The organism is Priestia megaterium, assembly GCF_009497655.1.
Taxonomy (GTDB): domain Bacteria; phylum Bacillota; class Bacilli; order Bacillales; family Bacillaceae_H; genus Priestia; species Priestia zanthoxyli.
On record NZ_CP023317.1, the window covers coordinates 120,859 to 142,500 of the forward strand.

The window sequence follows — 21,642 nt, forward strand, 5'->3', positions numbered from 1 at the left end:
CATGGGTCAAAAGGTAAATCCGGTCGGTCTTCGCGTCGGTGTCATCCGTGATTGGGAATCAAGATGGTTCGCTGGCAAAGACTACGCTGACTTATTACATGAAGACTTAAAAGTACGTGAATATATCGCTAAACGTTTAAACGATGCAGCTGTTTCTAAAGTTGAAATCGAACGCGCTGCTAACCGCTTAAACGTAACGATCCACACTGCAAAACCTGGTATGGTAATTGGTAAAGGTGGTACTGAAGTAGAATCACTTCGTAAAGCTCTTAACCAATTAACAGGCAAGCGTGTACACATTAACATCCTTGAAATTAAACGAGCAGATTTAGATGCTAAACTAGTAGCTGAAAACATCGCTCGCCAACTTGAGAACCGTGTATCATTCCGTCGTGCTCAAAAGCAAGCTATCCAACGTAGTATGCGTGCTGGCGCACAAGGTATCAAAACAATGGTATCTGGTCGTTTAGGCGGAGCTGATATTGCTCGTTCTGAATATTACAGTGAAGGTACAGTTCCACTTCATACACTTCGCGCTGATATTGACTATGCTCACGCTGAAGCAGATACTACTTATGGTAAACTTGGTGTGAAAGTATGGATCTATCGTGGAGAGGTTCTTCCTACTAAAAAGAAAACTGAGGAAGGAGGAAAATAATTATGTTATTACCAAAACGCGTTAAATATCGTCGCGAACATCGCGGAAAAATGCGTGGACGCGCTAAAGGTGGTACGGAAGTACATTTCGGTGAATTCGGTTTACAAGCTACTGAAGCTTCTTGGATTACAAACCGTCAAATCGAAGCTGCTCGTATCGCAATGACTCGTTACATGAAACGTGGCGGTAAAGTATGGATTAAAATTTTCCCTTCTAAACCTTATACTGCTAAGCCTCTAGAAGTCCGAATGGGTTCTGGTAAAGGTGCTCCTGAAGGTTGGGTAGCAGTTGTTAAACCTGGAAAAGTAATGTTTGAAATTTCAGGTGTATCTGAAGAGGTTGCACGTGAAGCTTTACGTTTAGCTGCACACAAGCTACCTGTAAAATGTAAGTTTGTAAAACGTGAAGAAATTGGTGGTGATTCTAATGAAAGCTAATGAAATTCGTGACCTTACCACTGCTGAAATTGAACAAAAAGTTAAGGCTTTAAAAGAAGAGTTGTTTAACCTTCGTTTCCAATTAGCGACTGGACAATTAGAGAATACTACTCGTATTCGCGAAGTGCGCAAATCGATCGCTCGTATGAAAACTGTAGTTCGTGAAAGAGAGATTGCTGCTAATAAATAATTAAGTCTGAGAGGAGGCTTTCAGAATGAGTGAACGCAACCAACGTAAAGTTTACACTGGCCGCGTAGTTTCTGACAAAATGGATAAGACTGTTACTGTTCTTGTTGAAACTTACAAAAAGCATTCGCTTTATGGCAAGCGTGTAAAATACTCAAAGAAATTCAAAGCTCACGATGAAAACAATACAGCTCAACTAGGCGATATCGTGAAGATCATGGAAACTCGTCCGTTATCAGCTACTAAACGTTTCCGTCTAGTAGAAGTTGTAGAAAAAGCTGTTATCATCTAATAGTTAAGATAGATCGGATAAGAATGATTCATCCGAAGGGAGGTTTCGTACATGATTCAACAAGAATCTCGTTTAAAAGTTGCAGACAACTCTGGTGCACGTGAGGTACTTACTATTAAAGTACTTGGTGGTTCAGGTCGTAAGACAGCAAACATTGGTGATGTTATCGTTTGTACGGTGAAACAAGCAACACCAGGAGGCGTTGTTAAAAAAGGTGACGTTGTTAAAGCTGTTGTTGTACGTACAAAAAGTGGTGTTCGCCGTACTGACGGTTCTTACATCCGTTTCGACGAAAATGCTTGCGTAATCATCCGTGACGACAAAGGACCACGTGGTACTCGTATCTTCGGACCAGTTGCTCGTGAATTACGTGATAACAACTTCATGAAGATCGTATCATTGGCTCCAGAAGTTATCTAATTGATATATAGAACAAATACAAAATGCCTTTTAAGGAGGTGCGAATAGGATGCATGTTAAAAAGGGCGACAAAGTAGTGGTTATCTCTGGTAAAGACAAAGGTAAGCAAGGTGAAGTACTTGCAGCTTTCCCAAAGAAAGACCGTGTACTTGTTGAAGGCGTGAACGTTGTGAAAAAACACTCTAAACCTTCTCAAGTAAATCCACAAGGTGGAATCGTTAGCCAAGAGGCACCTATCCACGTATCAAACGTAATGCCGTTGGATCCTAAATCTGGTGAGCCAACTCGTGTTGGGTACCAAGTTATCGATGGCAAAAAGGTACGTGTAGCAAAAAAATCTGGTGAAACTTTAGATAAATAATTAATGAAATGTGAAGGGAGGTTTAGTTCACATGAACCGTCTTAAAGAGAAATTTACAAAAGAGATTACTCCTGCTCTAGTTAGCAAGTTTAATTATGAATCTGTAATGCAAGTGCCAAAAATCGACAAGATCGTAATCAACATGGGTATCGGTGATGCTGTTTCTAACTCAAAAGCTTTAGATAACGCTGTTGAAGAACTAGCTGAAATCACTGGTCAAAAACCTGTTGTAACTCGTGCGAAAAAATCTATCGCTGGTTTCCGTCTTCGTGAAGGTATGCCAATCGGTGCGAAAGTTACTTTACGCGGCGAGCGTATGTACGAATTCTTCGATAAATTAGTATCAGTATCACTTCCACGTGTGCGCGATTTCCGTGGTGTATCTAAAAAAGCATTTGATGGTCGTGGAAACTACACGTTAGGTGTTAAAGAACAATTGATCTTCCCAGAGATCGATTATGATAAAGTAACTAAAGTTCGTGGTATGGATATCGTTATTGTTACAACAGCAAACACTGATGAAGAAGCTCGTGAGCTTTTAACTCAGTTCGGTATGCCATTCCAGAAGTAATAACTGCCAACGTTAAGCAGAGGAGGCGAAAATGTGGCTAAAAAATCAATGATTGCGAAGCAAAAACGCCAGCAAAAATTCCAAGTACAAGAGTATACACGTTGCGAACGTTGTGGACGTCCACACTCAGTACTACGTAAATTCAAGCTTTGCCGTATTTGTTTCCGTGAGCTTGCTTATAAAGGTCAAATTCCTGGTGTTAAAAAAGCTAGTTGGTAAAACCCAAGTTTGGGAAGGAGGTAAATTAATATGGTAATGACTGATCCTATTGCAGATTTACTAACTCGTATCCGCAATGCGAACATGGTTCGTCATGAGAAAATTGAAGTTCCTGCTTCTAACATTAAGAAGCAAATTGCAGAAATCCTTAAGCGTGAGGGTTTCGTACGTGATGTAGAATACATCGAAGACAACAAACAAGGTATTATCCGTATCTTCTTAAAATACGGTTCAAATAACGAACGTGTAATTACAGGCTTAAAACGTATCAGTAAACCTGGTCTACGTGTTTATGCAAAAACTAACGAAGTACCACGTGTACTTAACGGTTTAGGTATCGCAATCGTTTCTACTTCTCAAGGTGTTTTAACTGACAAAGAAGCTCGTCAAAAGCAAACTGGTGGAGAAGTATTAGCGTACGTTTGGTAATAAGTTTTAAATGTGAATGGAGGTGTAACTATGTCACGTGTTGGTAAAAAGCCTTTAGAACTTCCAGCAGGTGTTACAGTTACGAACGAGAGCAACACTGTAACTGTAAAAGGACCAAAGGGTGAATTAACTCGTACATTCCACCCTGAAATCGAAATTAAAGTTGAAGACAACGTATTAGTTGTTAATCGTCCTAGTGACAATAAAGAGCACCGCGCTCTTCATGGAACTACTCGTAGCCTTTTAGGTAACATGGTTGAAGGTGTTACTAAAGGATTCGAACGTGGTTTAGAATTAGTCGGTGTAGGTTACCGTGCACAAAAATCTGGTAGCAAATTAGTATTGAGCGTTGGATACTCTCACCCAGTTGAGATTACTCCTGAAACAGGAATTGAAATCGAAGTTCCTTCTCAAACTAAGATCGTTATTAAAGGTATTGATAAAGAACGCGTAGGTGCATTAGCTGCAAATATTCGTGACGTTCGTCCACCAGAGCCTTACAAAGGTAAAGGTATTCGTTACGAAGGCGAATATGTACGTCGTAAAGAAGGTAAAACTGCTAAGAAGTAATGCCGGTTAGGTAAAAGAAAGGAGTGCCCGAAATGATCACGAAGCTTGATAAAAACAAAGTTCGTAAAAAAAGACATGCTCGTGTTCGTGCGAAGTTATCTGGAACTGCAACTCGTCCGCGTTTAAACGTGTTCCGTTCTAATCAACATATTTACGCACAAGTTATCGACGATTTAAATTCAGTAACAATCGCAAGTGCTTCAACGTTAGATAAAGACCTGACTTTAGAAAGCACTGGTAACACTGAAGCTGCTATCAAAGTTGGCGAATTAGTCGCTAAACGCGCAGTAGAAAAAGGTGTAAACGAAGTAGTATTCGACCGTGGCGGTTATTTATATCATGGCCGTGTTAAAGCATTAGCTGACGCTGCTCGTGAAGCTGGATTACAATTCTAATTGTAAAAGGAGGGAAAATCATGCGTCGTATTGATCCAAATAAATTAGAGCTTGAAGAACGTGTTGTTACCGTTAACCGCGTAGCTAAAGTTGTGAAAGGTGGACGTCGTTTCCGCTTCGCTGCATTAGTTGTAGTTGGTGACAAAAACGGTCACGTTGGATTCGGTACTGGTAAAGCACAAGAGGTACCAGATGCAATCCGTAAAGCAATTGAAGATGCGAAGAAAAACTTAATTACTGTACCTATGGTTGGTACAACTATTCCACACGAAATCCTTGGACAATTTGGTGCAGGTCAAATTTTCTTAAAACCTGCTTCTGAAGGTACAGGAGTTATCGCTGGTGGCCCAGTTCGTGCGGTACTAGAATTGGGTGGAGTAAGTGATATTCTATCTAAATCTTTAGGTTCAAACACTCCAATCAACATGGTACGTGCAACTCTTAACGGTTTAGCTAACCTAAAACGTGCTGAAGATGTTGCAAAACTACGTGGCAAGACTGTAGAAGAACTGTTAGGATAAGGGAGGGATATGGAATGGCAAACAAACTAGCAATTACCCTTACTCGTAGCGTAATTGGTCGTCCAGAAGATCAACGTGTAACTGTTCGTACACTTGGCCTACGTAAGTTAAATCAAACTGTCGTTCAAGACGATAATCCTGCAATTCGCGGAATGATTAACAAAGTAGCTCACCTTGTTACAGTAAAAGAGCAATAAGTATAAATTGTCACTCTAAGGAGGTGCTCCGGAATGAAACTTCATGAATTGAAACCAGCTGAAGGTTCACGTAAAGTACGTAACCGTGTAGGTCGTGGTACTGGTTCAGGTAACGGAAAGACTTCAGGTAAAGGTCACAAAGGGCAAAACGCTCGCTCTGGCGGTGGCGTAAGACCTGGCTTCGAAGGTGGTCAAACTCCTTTATTCCGTCGTCTTCCAAAACGTGGGTTCACTAATATCAATCGCAAAGAATACGCGATCGTTAATTTAGAAGCTCTTAACCGTTTTGAAGATGGAACTGAAGTAACACCAGAATTATTAATCGAAACTGGTTTAGTAAGCAAAGCAAAAGCTGGCGTTAAAGTACTAGGAAACGGTACATTAAACTCTAAGCTAACTGTTAAAGCTGCTAAATTCTCTTCAACTGCTAAAGAAGCTATCGAAGCTGCTGGCGGTACAGTTGAGGTGATCTAATGTTTCAAACAATCTCCAATTTAATGCGCGTGCGTGAAATAAGACAAAAAATCTTTTTCACTTTGTTAATGTTAATTGTCTTCCGAATTGGTACATTTATTCCTGTACCAAGTGTTAATACGGATGTACTAAAATTGCAAGATGGGTTAAATGTATTCGGAGTTCTGAATACATTTGGCGGCGGCGCGTTAAAAAACTTTTCCATTCTTGCTATGGGCATTATGCCTTATATTACAGCATCCATCATCGTCCAATTATTGCAGATGGATGTTGTACCTAAGTTTACAGAATGGTCAAAGCAGGGAGATGTTGGGCGCCGTAAATTAGCTCAAGTAACTCGTTATGGAACAATTGTGCTTGGATTTATCCAGGCTTTAGGTATGTCTATAGGATTCAACAATATTTCGGGCGGACAATTGATCGCTAATCCAGGAATTTCTACGTATCTTCTAATTGCTACAGTGTTAACGGCAGGTACTGCCTTCTTAATGTGGTTAGGAGAACAGATTACTGCAAAAGGCGTAGGTAATGGTATTTCTATCATTATCTTTGCTGGGATTGCAGCTGGTATTCCGACAACATTAAATCAAATTTATGCACAGCAATTTGAAGACGTTGGGGATCAATTATTCATTCGTATCGTAACGGTAGTTTTAATTGCGATTGCAGTTTTAGCTATTATTGTTGGGGTTATTTACTTCCAACAAGCGCTACGAAAAATTCCTATTCAATATGCAAAGGGTTCAGCTGGTCGTAATCCTGTTGGAGGTCAATCCACTCATTTACCGTTAAAAGTAAATGCTGCTGGGGTTATTCCTGTTATCTTTGCAGTTTCATTTATTATCACACCACCAACAATTGCATCATTTTTCGGTCCAAATGATGTAACGACGTGGATTCAGAATACATTTGACTATACTAAGCCAATTGGTATGATAGTGTATGTAGCGTTAATCATTGCTTTTTGTTACTTCTATACATTTGTTCAAGTTAACCCTGAACAAGTAGCAGAGAACTTGAAAAAGCAAGGTGGCTACATCCCAGGCATCCGTCCTGGTAAAAGCACACAAGCTTATTTAACGAAAGTGTTATATCGTCTGACATTAATCGGTTCGATATTCCTTGCGTTAATTGCTGTGTTGCCGGTTCTGTTCATCAAAATTGCAAACCTACCCTCATCTGCTCAGATCGGCGGTACTAGTTTGTTAATTGTTGTCGGTGTAGCTCTTGAGACAATGAAACAACTTGAGAGTCAATTAGTGAAACGCCATTATAAGGGATTTATTAAGTAAAGCTGTTTAGTGGGAGGCAGGCTGCTTTCCCATTAAACGGATAAGATACTGAGGGGGAAGCAAGAAATGAATTTAGTGTTAATGGGCCTTCCTGGTGCTGGGAAAGGTACTCAAGCAGAAAAAATCGTTGAGCATTACGATATCCCTCATATCTCAACAGGAGATATGTTCCGAGCTGCAATTAAAGAAGGAACGCAACTAGGTTTAAAAGCTAAATCATTTATGGACCAAGGTAACCTTGTTCCTGATGAAGTAACAATTGGAATTGTGCGCGAGCGTTTAAACAAACAAGATTGTGAAAACGGCTTTTTACTTGATGGCTTCCCGAGAACAGTAGCCCAAGCAGAAGCTCTTGAAACAATTACAAAAGAACTAAACAAGCAAATTGATTATGTGATTAATATTGATGTAGATCAAAGCATTTTAATGGAGCGTCTTACTGGACGCCGCATTTGTAAAGATTGCGGAGCTACTTACCACTTAGTATTCAATCCTCCTGCGAAAGAAGGAGTTTGTGACAAATGTGGCGGAGAGCTTTATCAACGTGCAGATGACAATGCTGAGACGGTTTCAACTAGACTTTCAGTTAATGTTAAACAATCTCAACCTCTACTTGATTTTTATCAAGAAAAAGGTTATCTACGCAATATTAATGGTAATCAAGATATTAACATTGTGTTTGAGGATGTTCGTCAATTACTTGCTGGGGTTAAGCAATGATCATTTGCAAGACACCAGAGGAAATTGAGGTCATGCGTGAAGCTGGACGAATCGTGGCTTTAACTCATCAAGAGTTGAAAAAACATATCGTTCCAGGTATTACGACTATAGAATTGGATGCAATTGCTGAAAATTTTATTCGTCAACATGATGCAATTCCGTCTTTTAAAGGGTATAATGGTTTTCGCGGCAGTGTATGTGCTTCTGTGAATGAAGAATTAGTTCATGGTATTCCGGGAGAACGCAAGCTTAATGAAGGGGATATCATCAGTTTAGACATCGGAGCTAAATTCGGTGGCTATCATGGTGACTCAGCTTGGACATATGGAGTAGGAAAGATTTCATTAGAAAATCAAGAGCTGCTTGATGTGACTGAGCAATCTCTCTACAAAGGATTAGCAGAAGCGAAGCCGGGTGAGCGTTTGTCGAATATTTCACATGCTATTCAACAGTACGCAGAATCACGTAACTTTTCGATTGTAAGAGAATATGTTGGCCATGGTGTCGGCAAAGACTTACATGAAGATCCGCAAGTACCTCATTATGGTCCACCGAATAAAGGACCGCGTCTACGTCCAGGCATGGTATTGGCAGTTGAGCCAATGGTGAATGCTGGTATGCGATATGTAAAGACATTACCTGATAACTGGACAGTTGTGACAGTGGATGGTAAAATGTGTGCGCACTTCGAACATACTATTGCAATTACTGAGACGGGATATGAAATTCTGACAGCATTGTAATGTTAAAGGATGTTATCTCTATCCATTCCTCGCTAGATGCACTGGACAGTAAACAGTAATTATCTAAATTCACGATGATCGTTTTTCGTCTGAATTGCTGTTAAAATGGTAAAGATGTATATTAGCGTCAATCATCTTGAATTTAATGATTACGATCTCCGGATGTTCAGAACAGGTTCTTTTTAAGTCGTTTAATGATAGCTTGTTACTGTTTCAAAGAAAGGAGAGCACTTTAATGGCAAAAGACGATGTAATTGAAGTTGAAGGTACAGTTGCTGAGACTTTACCTAACGCTATGTTCAAGGTAGAATTAGAAAATGGTCATACAGTACTTGCTCACGTATCAGGAAAAATTCGCATGCATTTCATTCGAATCTTACCTGGTGATAAAGTAACTGTAGAATTGTCACCATACGATTTAACTCGCGGTAGAATTACGTACCGTTTCAAATAAAACCTATGCACTCCGTACTATCAAGGAGGTATGAAACATGAAAGTCAGACCATCAGTTAAACCAATCTGCGAAAAATGTAAAGTTATCCGTAGAAAAGGTAAAGTAATGGTAATTTGTGAAAACCCTAAGCATAAACAAAAACAAGGTTAATCAATAAGGAGGTGCACTATTCATATGGCACGTATTGCTGGTGTTGATATTCCTCGTGACAAGCGTGTAGTAATTTCATTAACATACATTTTCGGTATTGGTCGTCCAACTGCTGAAAAAGTTCTAGCTGAAGCTGGAGTTTCTGAAGATACTCGCGTTCGTGACTTAACAGAAGAAGAATTAGGTAAAATTCGTGATATTTTAGATAGCTATAAAGTAGAAGGCGATCTTCGTCGTGAAGTTTCTTTAAACATCAAACGTTTAATTGAGATTGGTTCATACCGTGGTATCCGCCACCGTCGTAGTTTACCAGTTCGTGGTCAAAACAGTAAAAACAATGCTCGTACACGTAAAGGCCCACGCCGTACTGTAGCGAACAAGAAGAAATAATTAGTAAGGGAGGTCATTAACAGATGGCACGTAAAACTAATACACGTAAACGTCGCGTGAAAAAGAATATTGAAGCTGGTGTAGCTCATATTCGCTCAACGTTTAACAACACTATTGTAACAATTACAGATGTTCACGGTAATGCGATTGCTTGGTCTAGTGCAGGCGCACTTGGCTTCAGAGGTTCTCGTAAATCCACTCCATTTGCTGCGCAAATGGCTGCTGAAGCTGCTGCAAAAGTTTCTATGGATAACGGAATGAAAACTCTTGAAGTTACAGTTAAAGGCCCTGGTGCTGGTCGTGAAGCAGCTATCCGTGCTCTTCAAGCTGCAGGTTTAGAAGTAACAGCTATTAGAGATGTTACTCCTGTACCTCACAACGGATGCCGCCCACCAAAACGTCGTCGTGTATAATTAATATGTATAGATTCTATTTCGTTGTCTATAATGATGATGGTGTAGAATTTATTCATGCAACGAAATGTTTTCCATTTGTTGTGCACATTCGGGAACTGTCTAATAGGGAATTTCGGTTAGGCATTTGAGAAATCAGCCGTCTAGCCGAGGTTTCGACGTTTTGAAGGAGGGTTTATATTGATAGAGATTGAAAAGCCAAAAATCGAAACGGTAGAAATCAGCGATGATAGAAAGTACGGTAAATTCGTCGTCGAACCACTTGAGCGTGGATATGGTACTACTTTGGGTAACTCCTTACGTCGTATCCTATTATCCTCACTCCCTGGTGCAGCTGTAACATCTATTCAAATTGAAGGTGTATTACATGAATTTTCAACAGTTCCTGGAGTTGTTGAAGATGTAACAAACATCATTTTAAACGTTAAAAAGTTAGCGTTAAAGATTTACTCTGATGAAGAGAAAACACTTGAGATCGATGTTAAAGGTCCTGGTACAGTAACGGCTGCTGACATTCAAGCAGACAGTGATATCGAAGTTCTAAATCCGGATCTTCATATTGCAACACTTGAGTCAGATGCTCATTTCCGTATGAGACTTACTGCTCGCACAGGTCGAGGTTATAATCCTGCCGATGCTAACAAGCGTGAAGACCAACCAATTGGTGTACTTCCAATTGACTCAATCTATACGCCTGTTACTCGCGTATCGTATTATGTAGAAAATACTCGTGTTGGTCAAATGACAAATTACGATAAGTTAACGTTGGATGTTTGGACTGACGGTAGCATCGAGCCAGAAAAAGCTGTTGCTTTAGGTGCAAAGATTCTAACGGAACACTTAAATATCTTCGTTAACTTAACAGATGAAGCTCAAAAAGCAGAGATCATGGTAGAAAAAGAAGAAGACCAGAAAGAAAAAGTTCTAGAGATGACGATCGAGGAACTGGATTTATCTGTTCGTTCTTACAACTGCTTAAAACGAGCAGGCATCAATACTGTACAAGAGCTTGCTAATAAAACAGAAGAAGATATGATGAAAGTTCGTAACTTAGGCCGTAAATCTTTAGAAGAAGTTAAAGCTAAACTTGAAGAATTAGGTTTGGGTCTACGTAAGGACGACTGATTATATCTACCTGTTTAACTACTTAACAAAGGAGGGGACCTCACATGTCTTACCGTAAATTAGGTCGTACAAGCGCACAACGCAAGGCGCTTCTTCGTGATTTAACAACTGATTTAATCATCAGTGAACGCATTGAGACAACTGAAGCTCGTGCAAAAGAATTACGTTCAACTGTTGAAAAAATGATTACTTTAGGTAAACGTGGAGATCTACACGCTCGTCGTCAAGCTGCATCTTACATCCGTAATGAAGTAGCTAACGAAGAAGCTGGTCAAAGCGCTTTACAAAAACTATTCAGCGATATCGCTACTCGCTACGAAGATCGCCAAGGCGGTTACACTCGTATCTTAAAAGTTGGACCTCGCCGTGGTGACGGTGCTCCAATGGTTATCATTGAATTAGTTTAATATTTTTAATACAGATAGAAAAGGGCGAGACAGTGTGTAACTAGTCGTTGCCCTTTTTTTATACCTTAAACCGGGTAAATAGCGTAAAAAACCAATGTAGGCAATGCTGCAATAGAAAAAGCTGAGAGGAAGATAGCGTTGAAAGAAATGTCTTTAGAGGTAAAAGATTTATGCTTTCGATACGATCCTGAAGCAGACCTAACATTAGATCACCTTTCTCTCTCTGCTTATAAAGGTGAATGGTTAGCGATAGCTGGACATAATGGATCTGGTAAATCGACGCTGGCACGAATTCTAAACGGCCTTTTGCTACCTGAAAAAGGAACGGTTCGAGTGGGCGATACTCTTTTATCTGAAGAAACAATATGGGATGTGCGCAAGCAGATTGGAATGGTGTTTCAAAATCCAGATAATCAATTTGTTGGCTCAACCGTTCAAGATGATATTGCGTTTGGCCTTGAAAACAACGGGATTCCATTTGAGATTATGGAAAAACGTATACCTGAAGCAATCGAAATGGTCAATATGAGTGCTTTTCTGGATCAAGAGCCTCATCAGCTATCAGGTGGACAAAAACAGCGTGTGGCCATTGCGGGTATAATTGCCGTACAGCCATCTGTTATCATTCTAGATGAAGCAACATCTATGTTAGATCCTATTGGACGAACTGAAGTACTTGAAACTGTTAGAAAATTAAAAGAAGAAAAACAACTGACGGTTATTTCAATTACCCACGATTTAGATGAAGTAGCAATGGCTGACAGAGTCGTTGTGATGAACAAAGGGAAGATCTATGCAACAGGTACTCCACGCGAAGTATTTGCATTAGGTTCCAAGTTAACGGATATTGGACTAGACTTGCCGTTTTCCGTTAAACTAAGCCATCGTTTTGCTTCCGTAGGAATTCCTTTATCAAAAATTCATTTAACAGATGAGGACTTGGTGGACGAACTATGGACATTATATTCAAAGAAGTAGAGCATCGTTATCAAGTTAATACACCATTTGAACGAATTGCTCTGCATGACTTAAATTTAAGCATTCAATCAGGTACATTTTTGGCTGTTATTGGCCATACTGGTTCTGGGAAATCAACAATCATACAGCATCTGAATGCCTTATTGAAGCCAACTGCTGGTGAAATTCAAATCGGTGAGCGCACCATTAAAGCCAATCGAAAAGAAAAGAATTTAAAAGCTATTCGTCAGCAAGTAGGCGTGGTGTTTCAATTTCCAGAACATCAGCTTTTTGAAGAAACGGTGGAAAAAGATATAGCTTTTGGACCAATGAATTATGGCGTTTCGGAAGAAGAAGCAAAGCAAAAAGCACGAGAGCTTATCAAGTTGGTGGGGTTGCCAGAAGACATTCTCACCAGATCTCCTTTTGATTTGAGTGGTGGACAAATGCGTCGTGTAGCGATAGCAGGTATTCTAGCGATGAATCCTAATGTGCTAATTTTAGATGAGCCAACTGCTGGATTGGACCCTAGAGGCCGTCAAGAAATTATGAATATGATTTATCGTCTTCATAAAGAAAAAGGCTTGACGACGATTCTCGTGACTCACAGCATGGAAGATGCAGCTATGTACGCTGATGAGCTAATTGTAATGAATAAAGGAACGATTGCGATGAAAGGGTCACCTAGAGAAGTTTTCGGTCAGCATACGCAGCTAAAAGAATATGGATTGGATGTTCCAGAATCGCTTCGCTTTATGCTGAAGCTGCAAGAGAAATTTCAGCTTGAAGCATCGGATACGGTTATTACCTTTTCTGAAGTGGTAGAGAAAGTGCAGCACCTTATGCAGCAAGGTGAACGAATATGATGAACTCAATCATTATTGGTAAGTATGTCCCGGGTCATTCTGTTGTCCATCGAATGGATCCTCGGGCCAAGCTGCTTCTCGTATTTGCGTATGTATTAATTGTGTTTTTAGCAAATAACCCTATCGGTTATGCTTTTTTAGGTGTGTATACCCTTGTGATAGTGGCCATGAGTAAAGTGCCCGTTTCCTTTATTTTAAGAGGGTTAAAGCCCGTTCTATTTATTATTATCATCACGTTTCTTTTGCACATTTTTATGACGAAGGAAGGTCCTCTTTTGTTTGAATGGGGATGGTTTTCTGTCTATAAAGGCGGCCTTATTCAAGGTGTTTTAATTTCCTTGCGCTTCTTGTTCTTAATTTTAATTACGACGATGCTAACGTTAACGACTACGCCCATTGAAGTAACAGATGGAATGGAAAGCTTGTTGAATCCATTTAAAAAGCTCAAGCTTCCTGTTCATGAATTAGCTTTAATGATGTCCATTTCTCTTCGCTTTATTCCTACATTGATGGAAGAGACAGATAAAATTATTAAAGCGCAGACAGCACGAGGAGTGGACTTTAGCAGCGGTCCCGTTACGGATCGGTTGAAAGCTGTCGTTCCTTTGCTTGTTCCTTTATTTATAGGTTCATTTAAGCGTGCTGAAGAGCTAGCTATTGCCATGGAGGCAAGAGGATATAAAGGCGGAGAAGGGCGTACAAAGTATCGTCAATTAAAATGGGGAAGCATAGATACAATTATGCTTTTACTTCTGCTGGCAGTAGCAGTTGTTTTAGTGCTGATTAGAACGTAAAGATTGTTTGGTGAAAAGATGAAACGTTTAAAATGTATAGTTGCATACGACGGCACACACTTTTCAGGTTATCAAGTTCAGCCCAATAAGCGAACAGTTCAACTGGAGATTGAAGCCGTTTTAGAGAAAATGCATAACAAAAAAGTTCCGATTTACGCCTCTGGACGAACGGACACAAATGTTCATGCACAGGGGCAAGTCATTCATTTTGACACAAACCTAAATATTCCATGTGATAAGTGGAAAAAAGCATTGAATTCAATGCTACCAGATGATATTGTAATGAAGAATGTATGTGAAGTTGATGCACATTTTCACGCCCGGTATGACGTTACTTCAAAAGAGTATCGCTATCATATTTTGCGCGGCGAAGATCGAAATCCTTTCACTCGTTCTTATGCATACCATTACCCTTATCCATTAGACTACTCAAAAATGAAAAAAGCCATCACATATTTACTCGGTACACACGACTTTACAAGCTTTTGTTCAGCGAGGACAGAAGTGGAAGATAAGATTCGTACGATTTACAAGATTGATATGTATGAAGAGAATAGTCAGCTTGTGTTTAGATTCGTTGGAAGTGGCTTTCTGTATAATATGGTTCGTATTCTTGTTGGAACGCTTTTAGAAGTAGGACAAGGCCGTATTGAACCAGATGCTATAAAAGATATTCTAGAAAGCAAATCACGTCCTCGTGCAGGGAAAACTGCGCCTTCGCAAGGACTATATTTATGGCGCGTTTTCTATGACAACTAAACCTGGTGTAACATTTTCTTGACATTAGTAGCTTAAAGATATAATATATCATATGGTATGTATTTTAACCCCACGGTTAGCCCCGGAAATTAATCGTGTTGAAATAGAAGGTTGAAATAATTTTATAATTGATGATGAAAATTAGGAGGGAAACTCATGCGTACAACTTTCATGGCGAAAGCAAACGAAGTAGAGCGTAAATGGTATGTTGTCGATGCTGAAGGTAAAACTTTAGGTCGTTTAGCAAGTGAAGTAGCATCAATCTTACGCGGTAAACATAAACCAACTTTTACACCACATGTTGATACTGGTGATCACGTGATCCTTATCAATGCGTCAAAAATCGAATTAACAGGTAAAAAATTAACTGATAAAATTTATTACCGTCACAGCATGCACCCAGGTGGTTTGAAACAACGTACAGCATTAGAAATGCGTACTAACTACTCTGAGAAAATGCTTGAATTAGGAATCAAAGGCATGCTTCCAAAAGGTAGCCTAGGCCGTCAAATGTTCAAAAAATTACATGTGTATGCTGGTGAAACACATCCACATGAAGCACAAAAACCAGAAGTTTACGAACTTCGCGGATAATTAATAAGAGGAGGTTATTATCTTGGCACAGGTACAATATTACGGAACTGGTCGTCGTAAAAGCTCTGTTGCTCGTGTACGTTTAGTACCAGGTAACGGTCGCGTAACAATCAACGGTCGTGAAATCGAAGAATACATTCCATTTGCTGCACTACGTGAAGTAGTAAAACAACCACTTGCTTTAACTGAAACTGTAGGTAACTATGACGTATTTGTAAACGTTAATGGTGGAGGTTATGCAGGTCAAGCTGGCGCTATTCGTCACGGAATCTCTCGTGCTTTATTAGAAGCAGACCCTGAATACCGTGGAACATTAAAACGTGCTGGTCTATTAACTCGTGACGCTCGTGCGAAAGAACGTAAAAAATACGGTCTTAAAGGCGCTCGTCGTGCACCACAATTCTCAAAACGTTAATTTTATATTACGTTTCAAGCCTTGGTCTTTGGACCAAGGCTTTTTTTATTTGTTGTTTGCGTATGAGACGAAGGCTTGTGCAGACAATATGTAAAAAAGGGAGGCGTTATCGTGAACGAGGTTACATATTTAAAAGAAAAACGTTATGAAAAAGAAATGAAATATGAACGCAAAGTCCTAAGGGAACTATCGTTTGATTTGCTTCAAGAGAGGCTGCGCCGTTATTTTCATCCAATGTTTCAGTGGAATATGCTAGGAGACGAACATGTGGAGGAGTACTGTCTTGACATTGCTATCGAATCATTTTTATTAGGTGCCCGGTTGAGTAAACGTGGTAAAGGCTACGAAGATGTTCAGAAGCACAGTAAGCAAGAAGAGTCTCTTTTAATTGATACATTGTACGGAGCCGTCAGCATGTCTGTAACAGATCTTTATCAAGATGGTCTGTATTATTTGTGTCAAGGATATGTGCAAGACTGGTGGAAAGAAGGTTATCGAACCGCAGAAAAAAGACGCCGTTTACGTTTGCATTAAAAAGTACTCATAATTCCCGTTCTTGTCCCATATAGAAATAAATAGGTGAGGCAAGAAGGGAAGGGATAAAATGTCTAAAGTAAAAATAATGAGCACAATTATAGCGCTTCTTGTTCTTTTTGTCATTGTACAATATCAAATAGATCATAGAACATCATCCGGTTCGCTTTCACTTCCTCTTAGCGGGAAAGTTATTGTACTAGATCCTGGACATGGCGGTGTTGATGGAGGAGCGGTAGGAGAGGATGAGGTGCTTGAAAAAGAAATAACTCTTAAAATTTCGTTAATGCTTCGAGACTATCTGCAAGAGCAAGGGGCACTTGTTATTATGACGAGAGAAAAAGACGAAGACCTAGCGGCCAAAGATACAAGAGGATACAGTCGCAGAAAAGTAGAAGACTTAAAAAATCGCTTAACGATGATTAATAAATCCAACGCTGATTTGTACTTAAGTATTCACTTGAATGCTATTCCATCCTCTGCGTGGAGAGGGGCTCAAACTTTCTATTACGGATCCCTAAAAGAAAACGAGCAAGTGGCCAAACTCATTCAACAAGAGCTAAGAAATAATCTGGACAATACGACCCGTGAAGCAAAAGCTATTCAAACTCTTTACCTTCTTAAGCATTCTAAGCCACCCGGTGCTTTGGTTGAAGTAGGATTCTTGTCAAATCCTACAGAACGTAAAATGCTTCAATCGAAACGCTATCAAAAAAAGTTAGCTGAATCCATTTATGAAGGAGTCAGCCGGTATTTTACTGGAGAAAAGCCTAAATAAAAAGCATAGCACCCTTCTATTCAGAAAAATCTAATATGTATGATATACTTGATAGTATAAATAAATAGATTTTAACATGGTGGTGGGAGTATGCTAACGGAAAAGCAAGTAAAAGAAGTAGTAGGGGAAATTACAGATCCATTTTTAAATAAAAAACTATCAGAAACAGATGCGATTAAAGAAATAACAATCAAAGCTGAAAAACAGCATATAAGCCTGAAGATTGCTGTTGCAAAAACAGGTACGAGTGAACAGTTGAGCCTGCAAGGCACAATTGTAGAAGAATTAAAAAAAGCAGGTGTACAGTCGGTTGGACTGCGATTTGTTGAGTTTACGCCTGAGGAACTTCAGCAGTACCGCGCTGAGCAGCCGAATACTGGAAACTTACTAACTAGTCTGAATGCACCTGAATTTATTGCTATTGCCAGCGGTAAAGGAGGCGTTGGTAAATCAACAGTCTCTGTTAACTTAGCCGTTTCTCTAGCTCGTTTAGGAAAAAAAGTTGGTTTAATTGATGCTGACATTTATGGATTCAGCGTCCCAGACATGATGGGAATCACACAACGTCCTGTAGTAGAAGGTGAAAAGATTATTCCAGTTGATCGTTTCGGAGTAAAAGTTATTTCCATGGGCTTCTTTGTAGAAGATAATTCACCTGTTATCTGGCGAGGACCTATGCTCGGAAAAATGTTGACGAGCTTCTTTACAGAAGTTGAATGGGGAGAATTAGATTATCTTTTACTAGACTTACCTCCAGGAACAGGTGATGTCGCATTAGACGTTCACTCCATGCTTCCTGCTTGTAAAGAAGTGATTATTACAACACCACATCCTACAGCGGCATTTGTTGCAGCTAGAGCGGGTGCTATGGCTTTGAAAACCGATCATGAGGTCATTGGAGTTGTAGAAAATATGGCTTACTTTGAAAGCCAGCTAACAGGGGAAAAAGAGTATGTATTTGGTAAAGGCGGGGGTCCAAAACTGGCTGAGGAACTTCAGACAGAGCTGTTAGGACAGCTTCCGTTAAGTCAGCCTGATTGGAATGAAGAAGATTTTGCACCTTCCATTTACGACGAATCGCATCGTTTAGGTCAAATATATGGAGAGATTGCAAGCAAGATTGCATTTATTTGCGAAAATGAAAAAGCAGCAACAGGAAAATAATAAAAAGCACGCGCTGTTCGAGCGCGTGCTTTTTATTATTATACAGAGAGTTCAATCTGTGTCTTTTTTAAATCAAATGCGAGGTTTTGTTTTAAGAGAGCTAAAAATGTTTTTCCAGCTGTACTTACGGTGTGAGACTGGTGCTTTAAAATGCCGATTGCAGGCCCCTCATGTAAGTCATGAATCGTTTTAACCACCACTTGATCCGGCGGAAGAGTTGCGCTTATTTGTGGAACAACGGCTATTCCTAAGTTTTCTTTTACAAAATGCTGAAGTGTGCTAATAGTGCCTAACTGGACTTTAGCAGGCAGCTGTCCTGTTCGTTCAAAGATTAGCTGCTCAATTTTCTTTTGAACGGAAGATTGCCCAGCTGTAATCAGCGTTTCGTGTATTAAATCTTTTGCAAAGATTGTTTTTCTTTTTGTTAGCGCATGATTGAATGGTAGTAGCAGCACAAGTTTTTCCGTTAGCAATGCCTCAAACTCTATATCTCTGAATGATTCCGAGACAGTGCCAATCGCGAAATCAATTTCTTGATTGCGTATATGTTGATGAAGGTGCTTTTCGTCTGCAACGAGTAAGCTAATTTCTGTGTTGGGATATCTTTTTTTAAATAATGAGAGAATGGAAGGCAGTCGACTGCTTGCTGTAGGCTCTGCAGCACCTATACGGATCGTGCCAGCTTCGCCTGTTGAATAATCCTTTAAGGTATTATTTAGATATTCATATTCCTTTAGTAAAATATTTGCCCGTTCGTAAAAGATTTTACCTGCTTCAGTAAGTTTAATGCTTTTTCCTCGTTCTAAAAGCTTAAATCCTAGTTCGGATTCTAACTTTTGAATGTGCAGTGTAATGGTAGGCTGAGAGTACTTTAAATATTCAGCGGCTAATTGAAAGCTTCCTAAACGAACAATGGTTTGAAACGTTTTAATAACGCGAAATTCCATCGAATTCCCTCCTTTTGCTATAAAACGATTGTGTTAATTTCTAATATTTTACCATAAAGCTAAGAATTAAAGTTTACAATTCCAATAAAAATACTAAGTATTAAAAAATATAAAGAAGTCATTTAGGTTTTTTAATAAAAATAAATGACACAATTAAATACGCATCTCATGTGAGATGCGTATTTAATCACTGCTGTTGCTGTTCTCCCCCTGAGTCAGATCCAGCGGAAGAAGAACCGCCATCGTCGCTGCTTTGTTTTTGTCCACCTTGTGTTTCTTCAGCGGCTTTCAAAAGAATGTCTTGAATTTTAGATTGATAAAGAGGGCTATCAAACGTTTCGGTCATAATCTTTTGTAAATAAGTGCGATATTCTTTACTCTTTAAAACAGTCAGTACTTCTTTTTCCATAGCCGGATCCTTTAAAACATCTTGAAGCATTCCTTGATATTCAGGATCTTTCATTAGTTGTTTGATGACCGTCTTATTTTCTTTTTCCAAACTTTTAGCAAAGCTTTCAGCAAACTTCGGATCATCCATGGCTTTTTTCCAAAATTCCACGCCCTTATCTGATACTAAGGTTTGAGAAATTGTATCTTTTATCGCGTTTTGATCCATTAAAATATCTTGTCTAACAGAAGGGTCTTTCATAATTGCCTCGACTGCTTTTTTTCCTTCATCTGTTTTTAAAATATCAACAACCATTTTCTTTGTTTGATCATAATCCATACCATTGTTCTCTTCATCTTGCGGTGCACAGGCTGTAGCTAAAAGCATACACATTCCTATATAAATGAGGAGCATGAGTCGCTTTTTCATAGTAATGAGCTCCTTTCCTAATATGCTTACGCTTAATATGAGATAATCAAGGTTTTTTATTCATAAAAGAGCTCTAGATTTTTCAAAACGTGATTGGTACAATTTATGAAAAGGTACAATTTTGTAACTTATGGGGGAGATGGAAGTGAATAGTCGAAATTGGGTTCGTCTATTTCTAACCACGTTAGCTGTTGGGGGTATAAGTACAGCTGTTGTTGGGTTTGCGGTGCGCTGGGGGGAATACGGTCACTTATTTCAACAAGGAAAGATAGGAGAAATTGTTGCTGTTTTAACATGGCTCGTAGGCGTAGGGTTTATTTTTAGTTTAATTAGCCAAATGGGGTTCTTTGCATATTTAACTATTCACCGATTTGGGTTGGGAATTTTTAAATCTGCATCTCTTTGGAAATCGGTTCAAATTGTATTTGTTTTATTTGTATTATTTGACGTTGCTTATTTTCGATATAAGTTCTTTCAACAAGCGGGAGAAGGCATAGGTAAGTATATTTTGTTAAGCGTTTTCTTGTTAGCGGTGGGGTTGTTAGTGGCGTATGCAAAGAAAAAGCAGACGAATAAAGAGGCTTTTGTACCAGCGCTGTTTTTTATGATTGTTGTAACGACAATTGAATGGTTCCCAGCGCTGCGAACGAATGAAGAAAGCTGGCTTTACCTTATGTTGTTTCCACTTCTAATTTGTAATATGTATCAACTTCTTATTTTGCCGAAACTTCTTACGCACGCAAGAATAGCAAAAGCAGACAAATAGTATATTTGTCTGCTTTTGCTTTCCATATACAGTGGGAATAAATCTTAGCGGATATCTTTTACTTGGGTTTTTGAATTTGAAATTAATGTTGAAATACTTACGTTTGAGACTTTTTTATTTTGTAATGAATTCTTGATATATGGAATAGCCTTTGCTGTTTGTTGAGCGGAGTCAGACGCGTGCAGCAATATAATATCTCCCCCGTCTAAAGGCTTTGTAACATTCGAGACAATTTTTTCAACCCCTGGATTTGTCCAGTCTTTAGAATCAATGCTCCAGTGAACAGTAGTATATCCTATATCTGCTGTTAATTTTAAGATGTCTTTATTAAATTGCCCGTTAGGAGGACGAAGAAGGTGAACATCTTTAAGGCCTAGAGAATCAAAGACTTTCTTTGATTTTGCAAGATCCTGTCTAATCTCATTAGGTTTTAGGCTTGTATAAGAAGTATAGTCATAGCCCATTGTGCCAATTTCGTGACCTTCTTTCTTAATGCGCTCTACAATATCTGGGTGACGTTCAGCCCATGAAGCAGATAAAAAGAAAGTAGCATGTTCAATATGCTGTCTTTTTAGTTCATTCAGAATGGGAATAGCTCTTTCATCTCCCCAGCTGATGTTAAAGGTCAGAGCAACTTCCGGATTTTTATCATCCGCCTTATAAACAGCTCTTGGACCGTTATCCGTTGAAAACACGGGAAAGTGAAACGTCTGCTGAGCATAGAGAAAAAAACTTGTAAAAAACGCAGCAACTACGATAAGCATGGTCTGTTTGATTCTTTTGGCTCGAATAGTATAAAACATATTCATTTTGTCACCTCATTTA

The 21,642-nt window shown here is 39.3% G+C and carries 36 protein-coding genes; 33 read left to right on the top strand and 3 right to left on the bottom strand.

The features are described 5' to 3' along the window. Position 1: 1 nt before the first annotated feature. The 32 genes from rpsC (at position 2) to CEQ83_RS00775 (ending at position 18,287) form a co-directional block, all read left to right on the top strand. Positions 2-658, top strand: a complete 657-nt coding sequence (rpsC, locus tag CEQ83_RS00620) for a 30S ribosomal protein S3 (RefSeq protein WP_013054933.1) — start codon at positions 2-4, stop codon at positions 656-658. Positions 659-660: 2 nt separating this feature from the next. Further along, a complete protein-coding gene (rplP, locus tag CEQ83_RS00625) occupies positions 661-1,095 on the top strand; it encodes a 50S ribosomal protein L16 (RefSeq protein ID WP_013054934.1) in 435 nt (144 codons plus the stop codon). After that, positions 1,085-1,285, top strand: a complete 201-nt coding sequence (rpmC, locus tag CEQ83_RS00630) for a 50S ribosomal protein L29 (protein ID WP_013054935.1) — start codon at positions 1,085-1,087, stop codon at positions 1,283-1,285. The genes rplP and rpmC overlap by 11 nt, the downstream gene beginning before the upstream one ends. A 25-nt stretch (positions 1,286-1,310) precedes the next feature. Next, positions 1,311-1,574, top strand: a complete 264-nt coding sequence (gene rpsQ, locus CEQ83_RS00635) for a 30S ribosomal protein S17 (RefSeq protein ID WP_013054936.1) — start codon at positions 1,311-1,313, stop codon at positions 1,572-1,574. 51 nt (positions 1,575-1,625) lie between these two features. Continuing rightward, entirely contained in the window at positions 1,626-1,994 is a 369-nt protein-coding gene (gene rplN / locus CEQ83_RS00640) for a 50S ribosomal protein L14 (protein WP_013054937.1), read from the top strand. A 49-nt stretch (positions 1,995-2,043) separates the two neighbouring features. Continuing rightward, on the top strand, positions 2,044-2,355 hold the full coding sequence (gene rplX / locus CEQ83_RS00645; protein WP_013054938.1) for a 50S ribosomal protein L24: 312 nt from the start codon (positions 2,044-2,046) through the stop codon (positions 2,353-2,355). Between the two features lie 31 nt (positions 2,356-2,386). Further along, positions 2,387-2,926 carry a 50S ribosomal protein L5 gene (gene rplE / locus CEQ83_RS00650; RefSeq protein ID WP_013054939.1) on the top strand — a complete coding sequence of 180 codons (540 nt, stop codon included), beginning with the start codon at positions 2,387-2,389 and terminating at the stop codon, positions 2,924-2,926. A 33-nt stretch (positions 2,927-2,959) separates the two neighbouring features. Continuing rightward, the gene (locus CEQ83_RS00655; protein ID WP_013054940.1) at positions 2,960-3,145 is read left to right on the top strand and encodes a type Z 30S ribosomal protein S14; all 186 of its coding nucleotides are present in this window, start codon (positions 2,960-2,962) and stop codon (positions 3,143-3,145) included. Positions 3,146-3,175: 30 nt separating this feature from the next. Beyond that, the gene (gene rpsH, locus CEQ83_RS00660) at positions 3,176-3,574 is read left to right on the top strand and encodes a 30S ribosomal protein S8 (RefSeq protein ID WP_013054941.1); all 399 of its coding nucleotides are present in this window, start codon (positions 3,176-3,178) and stop codon (positions 3,572-3,574) included. Positions 3,575-3,604: 30 nt separating this feature from the next. Continuing rightward, positions 3,605-4,144 (top strand): 50S ribosomal protein L6, encoded by a 540-nt coding sequence (gene rplF, locus CEQ83_RS00665; RefSeq protein WP_013054942.1) that lies wholly within the window; start codon positions 3,605-3,607, stop codon positions 4,142-4,144. 32 nt (positions 4,145-4,176) lie between these two features. Continuing rightward, complete coding sequence (rplR, locus tag CEQ83_RS00670) at positions 4,177-4,539, top strand: 50S ribosomal protein L18 (protein WP_013054943.1); 363 nt, start codon at positions 4,177-4,179, stop codon at positions 4,537-4,539. Between the two features lie 20 nt (positions 4,540-4,559). After that, the gene (gene rpsE, locus CEQ83_RS00675) at positions 4,560-5,060 is read left to right on the top strand and encodes a 30S ribosomal protein S5 (protein WP_013054944.1); all 501 of its coding nucleotides are present in this window, start codon (positions 4,560-4,562) and stop codon (positions 5,058-5,060) included. A 14-nt stretch (positions 5,061-5,074) separates the two neighbouring features. Next, entirely contained in the window at positions 5,075-5,257 is a 183-nt protein-coding gene (gene rpmD, locus CEQ83_RS00680) for a 50S ribosomal protein L30 (protein WP_013054945.1), read from the top strand. A 33-nt stretch (positions 5,258-5,290) separates the two neighbouring features. Beyond that, positions 5,291-5,731: a 50S ribosomal protein L15 gene (gene rplO, locus CEQ83_RS00685; RefSeq protein WP_013054946.1), complete on the top strand. Its 441-nt coding sequence runs from the start codon at positions 5,291-5,293 to the stop codon at positions 5,729-5,731. Then, complete coding sequence (gene secY, locus CEQ83_RS00690; protein WP_013054947.1) at positions 5,731-7,023, top strand: preprotein translocase subunit SecY; 1,293 nt, start codon at positions 5,731-5,733, stop codon at positions 7,021-7,023. The genes rplO and secY overlap by 1 nt, the downstream gene beginning before the upstream one ends. Positions 7,024-7,089: 66 nt before the next feature. Next, complete coding sequence (locus CEQ83_RS00695) at positions 7,090-7,743, top strand: adenylate kinase (RefSeq protein ID WP_013054948.1); 654 nt, start codon at positions 7,090-7,092, stop codon at positions 7,741-7,743. After that, entirely contained in the window at positions 7,740-8,486 is a 747-nt protein-coding gene (map, locus tag CEQ83_RS00700) for a type I methionyl aminopeptidase (RefSeq protein WP_028412665.1), read from the top strand. The genes CEQ83_RS00695 and map overlap by 4 nt, the downstream gene beginning before the upstream one ends. A 235-nt stretch (positions 8,487-8,721) precedes the next feature. Next, the gene (infA, locus tag CEQ83_RS00705; RefSeq protein ID WP_010285101.1) at positions 8,722-8,940 is read left to right on the top strand and encodes a translation initiation factor IF-1; all 219 of its coding nucleotides are present in this window, start codon (positions 8,722-8,724) and stop codon (positions 8,938-8,940) included. 37 nt (positions 8,941-8,977) lie between these two features. Continuing rightward, positions 8,978-9,091, top strand: a complete 114-nt coding sequence (gene rpmJ, locus CEQ83_RS00710) for a 50S ribosomal protein L36 (RefSeq protein WP_003156543.1) — start codon at positions 8,978-8,980, stop codon at positions 9,089-9,091. Between the two features lie 24 nt (positions 9,092-9,115). Further along, positions 9,116-9,481 carry a 30S ribosomal protein S13 gene (rpsM, locus tag CEQ83_RS00715; protein WP_013054950.1) on the top strand — a complete coding sequence of 122 codons (366 nt, stop codon included), beginning with the start codon at positions 9,116-9,118 and terminating at the stop codon, positions 9,479-9,481. Positions 9,482-9,504: 23 nt separating this feature from the next. After that, positions 9,505-9,894 carry a 30S ribosomal protein S11 gene (gene rpsK / locus CEQ83_RS00720; protein ID WP_028412666.1) on the top strand — a complete coding sequence of 130 codons (390 nt, stop codon included), beginning with the start codon at positions 9,505-9,507 and terminating at the stop codon, positions 9,892-9,894. A 180-nt stretch (positions 9,895-10,074) separates the two neighbouring features. After that, entirely contained in the window at positions 10,075-11,019 is a 945-nt protein-coding gene (locus CEQ83_RS00725) for a DNA-directed RNA polymerase subunit alpha (protein WP_013054952.1), read from the top strand. 44 nt (positions 11,020-11,063) lie between these two features. Next, positions 11,064-11,426 (top strand): 50S ribosomal protein L17, encoded by a 363-nt coding sequence (gene rplQ, locus CEQ83_RS00730; RefSeq protein WP_013054953.1) that lies wholly within the window; start codon positions 11,064-11,066, stop codon positions 11,424-11,426. A gap of 138 nt (positions 11,427-11,564) precedes the next feature. Further along, the gene (locus CEQ83_RS00735) at positions 11,565-12,404 is read left to right on the top strand and encodes an energy-coupling factor ABC transporter ATP-binding protein (RefSeq protein ID WP_013054954.1); all 840 of its coding nucleotides are present in this window, start codon (positions 11,565-11,567) and stop codon (positions 12,402-12,404) included. Beyond that, positions 12,380-13,249 carry an energy-coupling factor ABC transporter ATP-binding protein gene (locus CEQ83_RS00740; RefSeq protein ID WP_034263658.1) on the top strand — a complete coding sequence of 290 codons (870 nt, stop codon included), beginning with the start codon at positions 12,380-12,382 and terminating at the stop codon, positions 13,247-13,249. Before CEQ83_RS00735 ends, CEQ83_RS00740 begins: the two co-directional genes overlap by 25 nt. Continuing rightward, complete coding sequence (locus CEQ83_RS00745; protein WP_028412724.1) at positions 13,246-14,043, top strand: energy-coupling factor transporter transmembrane component T family protein; 798 nt, start codon at positions 13,246-13,248, stop codon at positions 14,041-14,043. The genes CEQ83_RS00740 and CEQ83_RS00745 overlap by 4 nt, the downstream gene beginning before the upstream one ends. Before the next feature lie 18 nt (positions 14,044-14,061). Continuing rightward, positions 14,062-14,802 (top strand): tRNA pseudouridine(38-40) synthase TruA, encoded by a 741-nt coding sequence (gene truA / locus CEQ83_RS00750; RefSeq protein ID WP_013054957.1) that lies wholly within the window; start codon positions 14,062-14,064, stop codon positions 14,800-14,802. Between the two features lie 156 nt (positions 14,803-14,958). Further along, positions 14,959-15,396 carry a 50S ribosomal protein L13 gene (gene rplM, locus CEQ83_RS00755; RefSeq protein ID WP_013054958.1) on the top strand — a complete coding sequence of 146 codons (438 nt, stop codon included), beginning with the start codon at positions 14,959-14,961 and terminating at the stop codon, positions 15,394-15,396. 22 nt (positions 15,397-15,418) lie between these two features. Next, on the top strand, positions 15,419-15,811 hold the full coding sequence (rpsI, locus tag CEQ83_RS00760) for a 30S ribosomal protein S9 (RefSeq protein ID WP_013054959.1): 393 nt from the start codon (positions 15,419-15,421) through the stop codon (positions 15,809-15,811). Between the two features lie 111 nt (positions 15,812-15,922). Further along, entirely contained in the window at positions 15,923-16,345 is a 423-nt protein-coding gene (locus CEQ83_RS00765) for a DUF2521 family protein (RefSeq protein ID WP_049162662.1), read from the top strand. A 70-nt stretch (positions 16,346-16,415) separates the two neighbouring features. Continuing rightward, complete coding sequence (cwlD, locus tag CEQ83_RS00770; protein ID WP_014462005.1) at positions 16,416-17,123, top strand: N-acetylmuramoyl-L-alanine amidase CwlD; 708 nt, start codon at positions 16,416-16,418, stop codon at positions 17,121-17,123. A gap of 90 nt (positions 17,124-17,213) precedes the next feature. Further along, positions 17,214-18,287 carry a P-loop NTPase gene (locus tag CEQ83_RS00775; protein WP_098113325.1) on the top strand — a complete coding sequence of 358 codons (1,074 nt, stop codon included), beginning with the start codon at positions 17,214-17,216 and terminating at the stop codon, positions 18,285-18,287. A gap of 38 nt (positions 18,288-18,325) precedes the next feature. On the opposite strand, the gene CEQ83_RS00780 is transcribed toward CEQ83_RS00775, so the two are convergent. Beyond that, positions 18,326-19,234: a LysR family transcriptional regulator gene (locus CEQ83_RS00780; protein ID WP_014462003.1), complete on the bottom strand. Its 909-nt coding sequence runs from the start codon at positions 19,232-19,234 to the stop codon at positions 18,326-18,328. 187 nt (positions 19,235-19,421) lie between these two features. Next, positions 19,422-20,051: a spore germination lipoprotein GerD gene (gene gerD, locus CEQ83_RS00785; RefSeq protein WP_033580786.1), complete on the bottom strand. Its 630-nt coding sequence runs from the start codon at positions 20,049-20,051 to the stop codon at positions 19,422-19,424. Between the two features lie 145 nt (positions 20,052-20,196). On the opposite strand from gerD, the gene CEQ83_RS00790 reads away from it, so the two are divergent. Further along, positions 20,197-20,817 (top strand): KinB-signaling pathway activation protein, encoded by a 621-nt coding sequence (locus CEQ83_RS00790; RefSeq protein ID WP_028412721.1) that lies wholly within the window; start codon positions 20,197-20,199, stop codon positions 20,815-20,817. Between the two features lie 44 nt (positions 20,818-20,861). Here the strand turns inward: CEQ83_RS00790 and pdaB are convergent, their stop codons facing one another. Next, a complete protein-coding gene (gene pdaB / locus CEQ83_RS00795; protein WP_028412720.1) occupies positions 20,862-21,626 on the bottom strand; it encodes a polysaccharide deacetylase family sporulation protein PdaB in 765 nt (254 codons plus the stop codon). Between the last annotated feature and the right edge of the window lie 16 nt (positions 21,627-21,642).

What these genes read in the sequence shown, in the direction of transcription:
- rplO (WP_013054946.1), top strand. Translation starts at nt 5,291, where the DNA reads ATGAAACTTCATGAATTGAAACCAGCTGAAGGTTCACGTAAAGTACGT.
- secY (WP_013054947.1), top strand. Translation starts at nt 5,731, where the DNA reads ATGTTTCAAACAATCTCCAATTTAATGCGCGTGCGTGAAATAAGACAA.
- CEQ83_RS00775 (WP_098113325.1), top strand. Translation starts at nt 17,214, where the DNA reads ATGCTAACGGAAAAGCAAGTAAAAGAAGTAGTAGGGGAAATTACAGAT.
- CEQ83_RS00745 (WP_028412724.1), top strand. Translation starts at nt 13,246, where the DNA reads ATGATGAACTCAATCATTATTGGTAAGTATGTCCCGGGTCATTCTGTT.
- CEQ83_RS00740 (WP_034263658.1), top strand. Translation starts at nt 12,380, where the DNA reads ATGGACATTATATTCAAAGAAGTAGAGCATCGTTATCAAGTTAATACA.
- rpsM (WP_013054950.1), top strand. Translation starts at nt 9,116, where the DNA reads ATGGCACGTATTGCTGGTGTTGATATTCCTCGTGACAAGCGTGTAGTA.
- rpsE (WP_013054944.1), top strand. Translation starts at nt 4,560, where the DNA reads ATGCGTCGTATTGATCCAAATAAATTAGAGCTTGAAGAACGTGTTGTT.
- rpsQ (WP_013054936.1), top strand. Translation starts at nt 1,311, where the DNA reads ATGAGTGAACGCAACCAACGTAAAGTTTACACTGGCCGCGTAGTTTCT.
- rpsH (WP_013054941.1), top strand. Translation starts at nt 3,176, where the DNA reads ATGGTAATGACTGATCCTATTGCAGATTTACTAACTCGTATCCGCAAT.
- map (WP_028412665.1), top strand. Translation starts at nt 7,740, where the DNA reads ATGATCATTTGCAAGACACCAGAGGAAATTGAGGTCATGCGTGAAGCT.
- rplM (WP_013054958.1), top strand. Translation starts at nt 14,959, where the DNA reads ATGCGTACAACTTTCATGGCGAAAGCAAACGAAGTAGAGCGTAAATGG.
- gerD (WP_033580786.1), bottom strand. Translation starts at nt 20,051, where the DNA reads ATGAAAAAGCGACTCATGCTCCTCATTTATATAGGAATGTGTATGCTT.
- rpsC (WP_013054933.1), top strand. Translation starts at nt 2, where the DNA reads ATGGGTCAAAAGGTAAATCCGGTCGGTCTTCGCGTCGGTGTCATCCGT.
- pdaB (WP_028412720.1), bottom strand. Translation starts at nt 21,626, where the DNA reads ATGAATATGTTTTATACTATTCGAGCCAAAAGAATCAAACAGACCATG.
- rplF (WP_013054942.1), top strand. Translation starts at nt 3,605, where the DNA reads ATGTCACGTGTTGGTAAAAAGCCTTTAGAACTTCCAGCAGGTGTTACA.
- rpmC (WP_013054935.1), top strand. Translation starts at nt 1,085, where the DNA reads ATGAAAGCTAATGAAATTCGTGACCTTACCACTGCTGAAATTGAACAA.
- truA (WP_013054957.1), top strand. Translation starts at nt 14,062, where the DNA reads ATGAAACGTTTAAAATGTATAGTTGCATACGACGGCACACACTTTTCA.
- rplQ (WP_013054953.1), top strand. Translation starts at nt 11,064, where the DNA reads ATGTCTTACCGTAAATTAGGTCGTACAAGCGCACAACGCAAGGCGCTT.
- cwlD (WP_014462005.1), top strand. Translation starts at nt 16,416, where the DNA reads ATGTCTAAAGTAAAAATAATGAGCACAATTATAGCGCTTCTTGTTCTT.
- infA (WP_010285101.1), top strand. Translation starts at nt 8,722, where the DNA reads ATGGCAAAAGACGATGTAATTGAAGTTGAAGGTACAGTTGCTGAGACT.
- rplX (WP_013054938.1), top strand. Translation starts at nt 2,044, where the DNA reads ATGCATGTTAAAAAGGGCGACAAAGTAGTGGTTATCTCTGGTAAAGAC.
- rplE (WP_013054939.1), top strand. Translation starts at nt 2,387, where the DNA reads ATGAACCGTCTTAAAGAGAAATTTACAAAAGAGATTACTCCTGCTCTA.
- rpmD (WP_013054945.1), top strand. Translation starts at nt 5,075, where the DNA reads ATGGCAAACAAACTAGCAATTACCCTTACTCGTAGCGTAATTGGTCGT.
- rpmJ (WP_003156543.1), top strand. Translation starts at nt 8,978, where the DNA reads ATGAAAGTCAGACCATCAGTTAAACCAATCTGCGAAAAATGTAAAGTT.
- CEQ83_RS00780 (WP_014462003.1), bottom strand. Translation starts at nt 19,234, where the DNA reads ATGGAATTTCGCGTTATTAAAACGTTTCAAACCATTGTTCGTTTAGGA.
- rplP (WP_013054934.1), top strand. Translation starts at nt 661, where the DNA reads ATGTTATTACCAAAACGCGTTAAATATCGTCGCGAACATCGCGGAAAA.
- rpsK (WP_028412666.1), top strand. Translation starts at nt 9,505, where the DNA reads ATGGCACGTAAAACTAATACACGTAAACGTCGCGTGAAAAAGAATATT.
- CEQ83_RS00695 (WP_013054948.1), top strand. Translation starts at nt 7,090, where the DNA reads ATGAATTTAGTGTTAATGGGCCTTCCTGGTGCTGGGAAAGGTACTCAA.
- rplN (WP_013054937.1), top strand. Translation starts at nt 1,626, where the DNA reads ATGATTCAACAAGAATCTCGTTTAAAAGTTGCAGACAACTCTGGTGCA.
- rplR (WP_013054943.1), top strand. Translation starts at nt 4,177, where the DNA reads ATGATCACGAAGCTTGATAAAAACAAAGTTCGTAAAAAAAGACATGCT.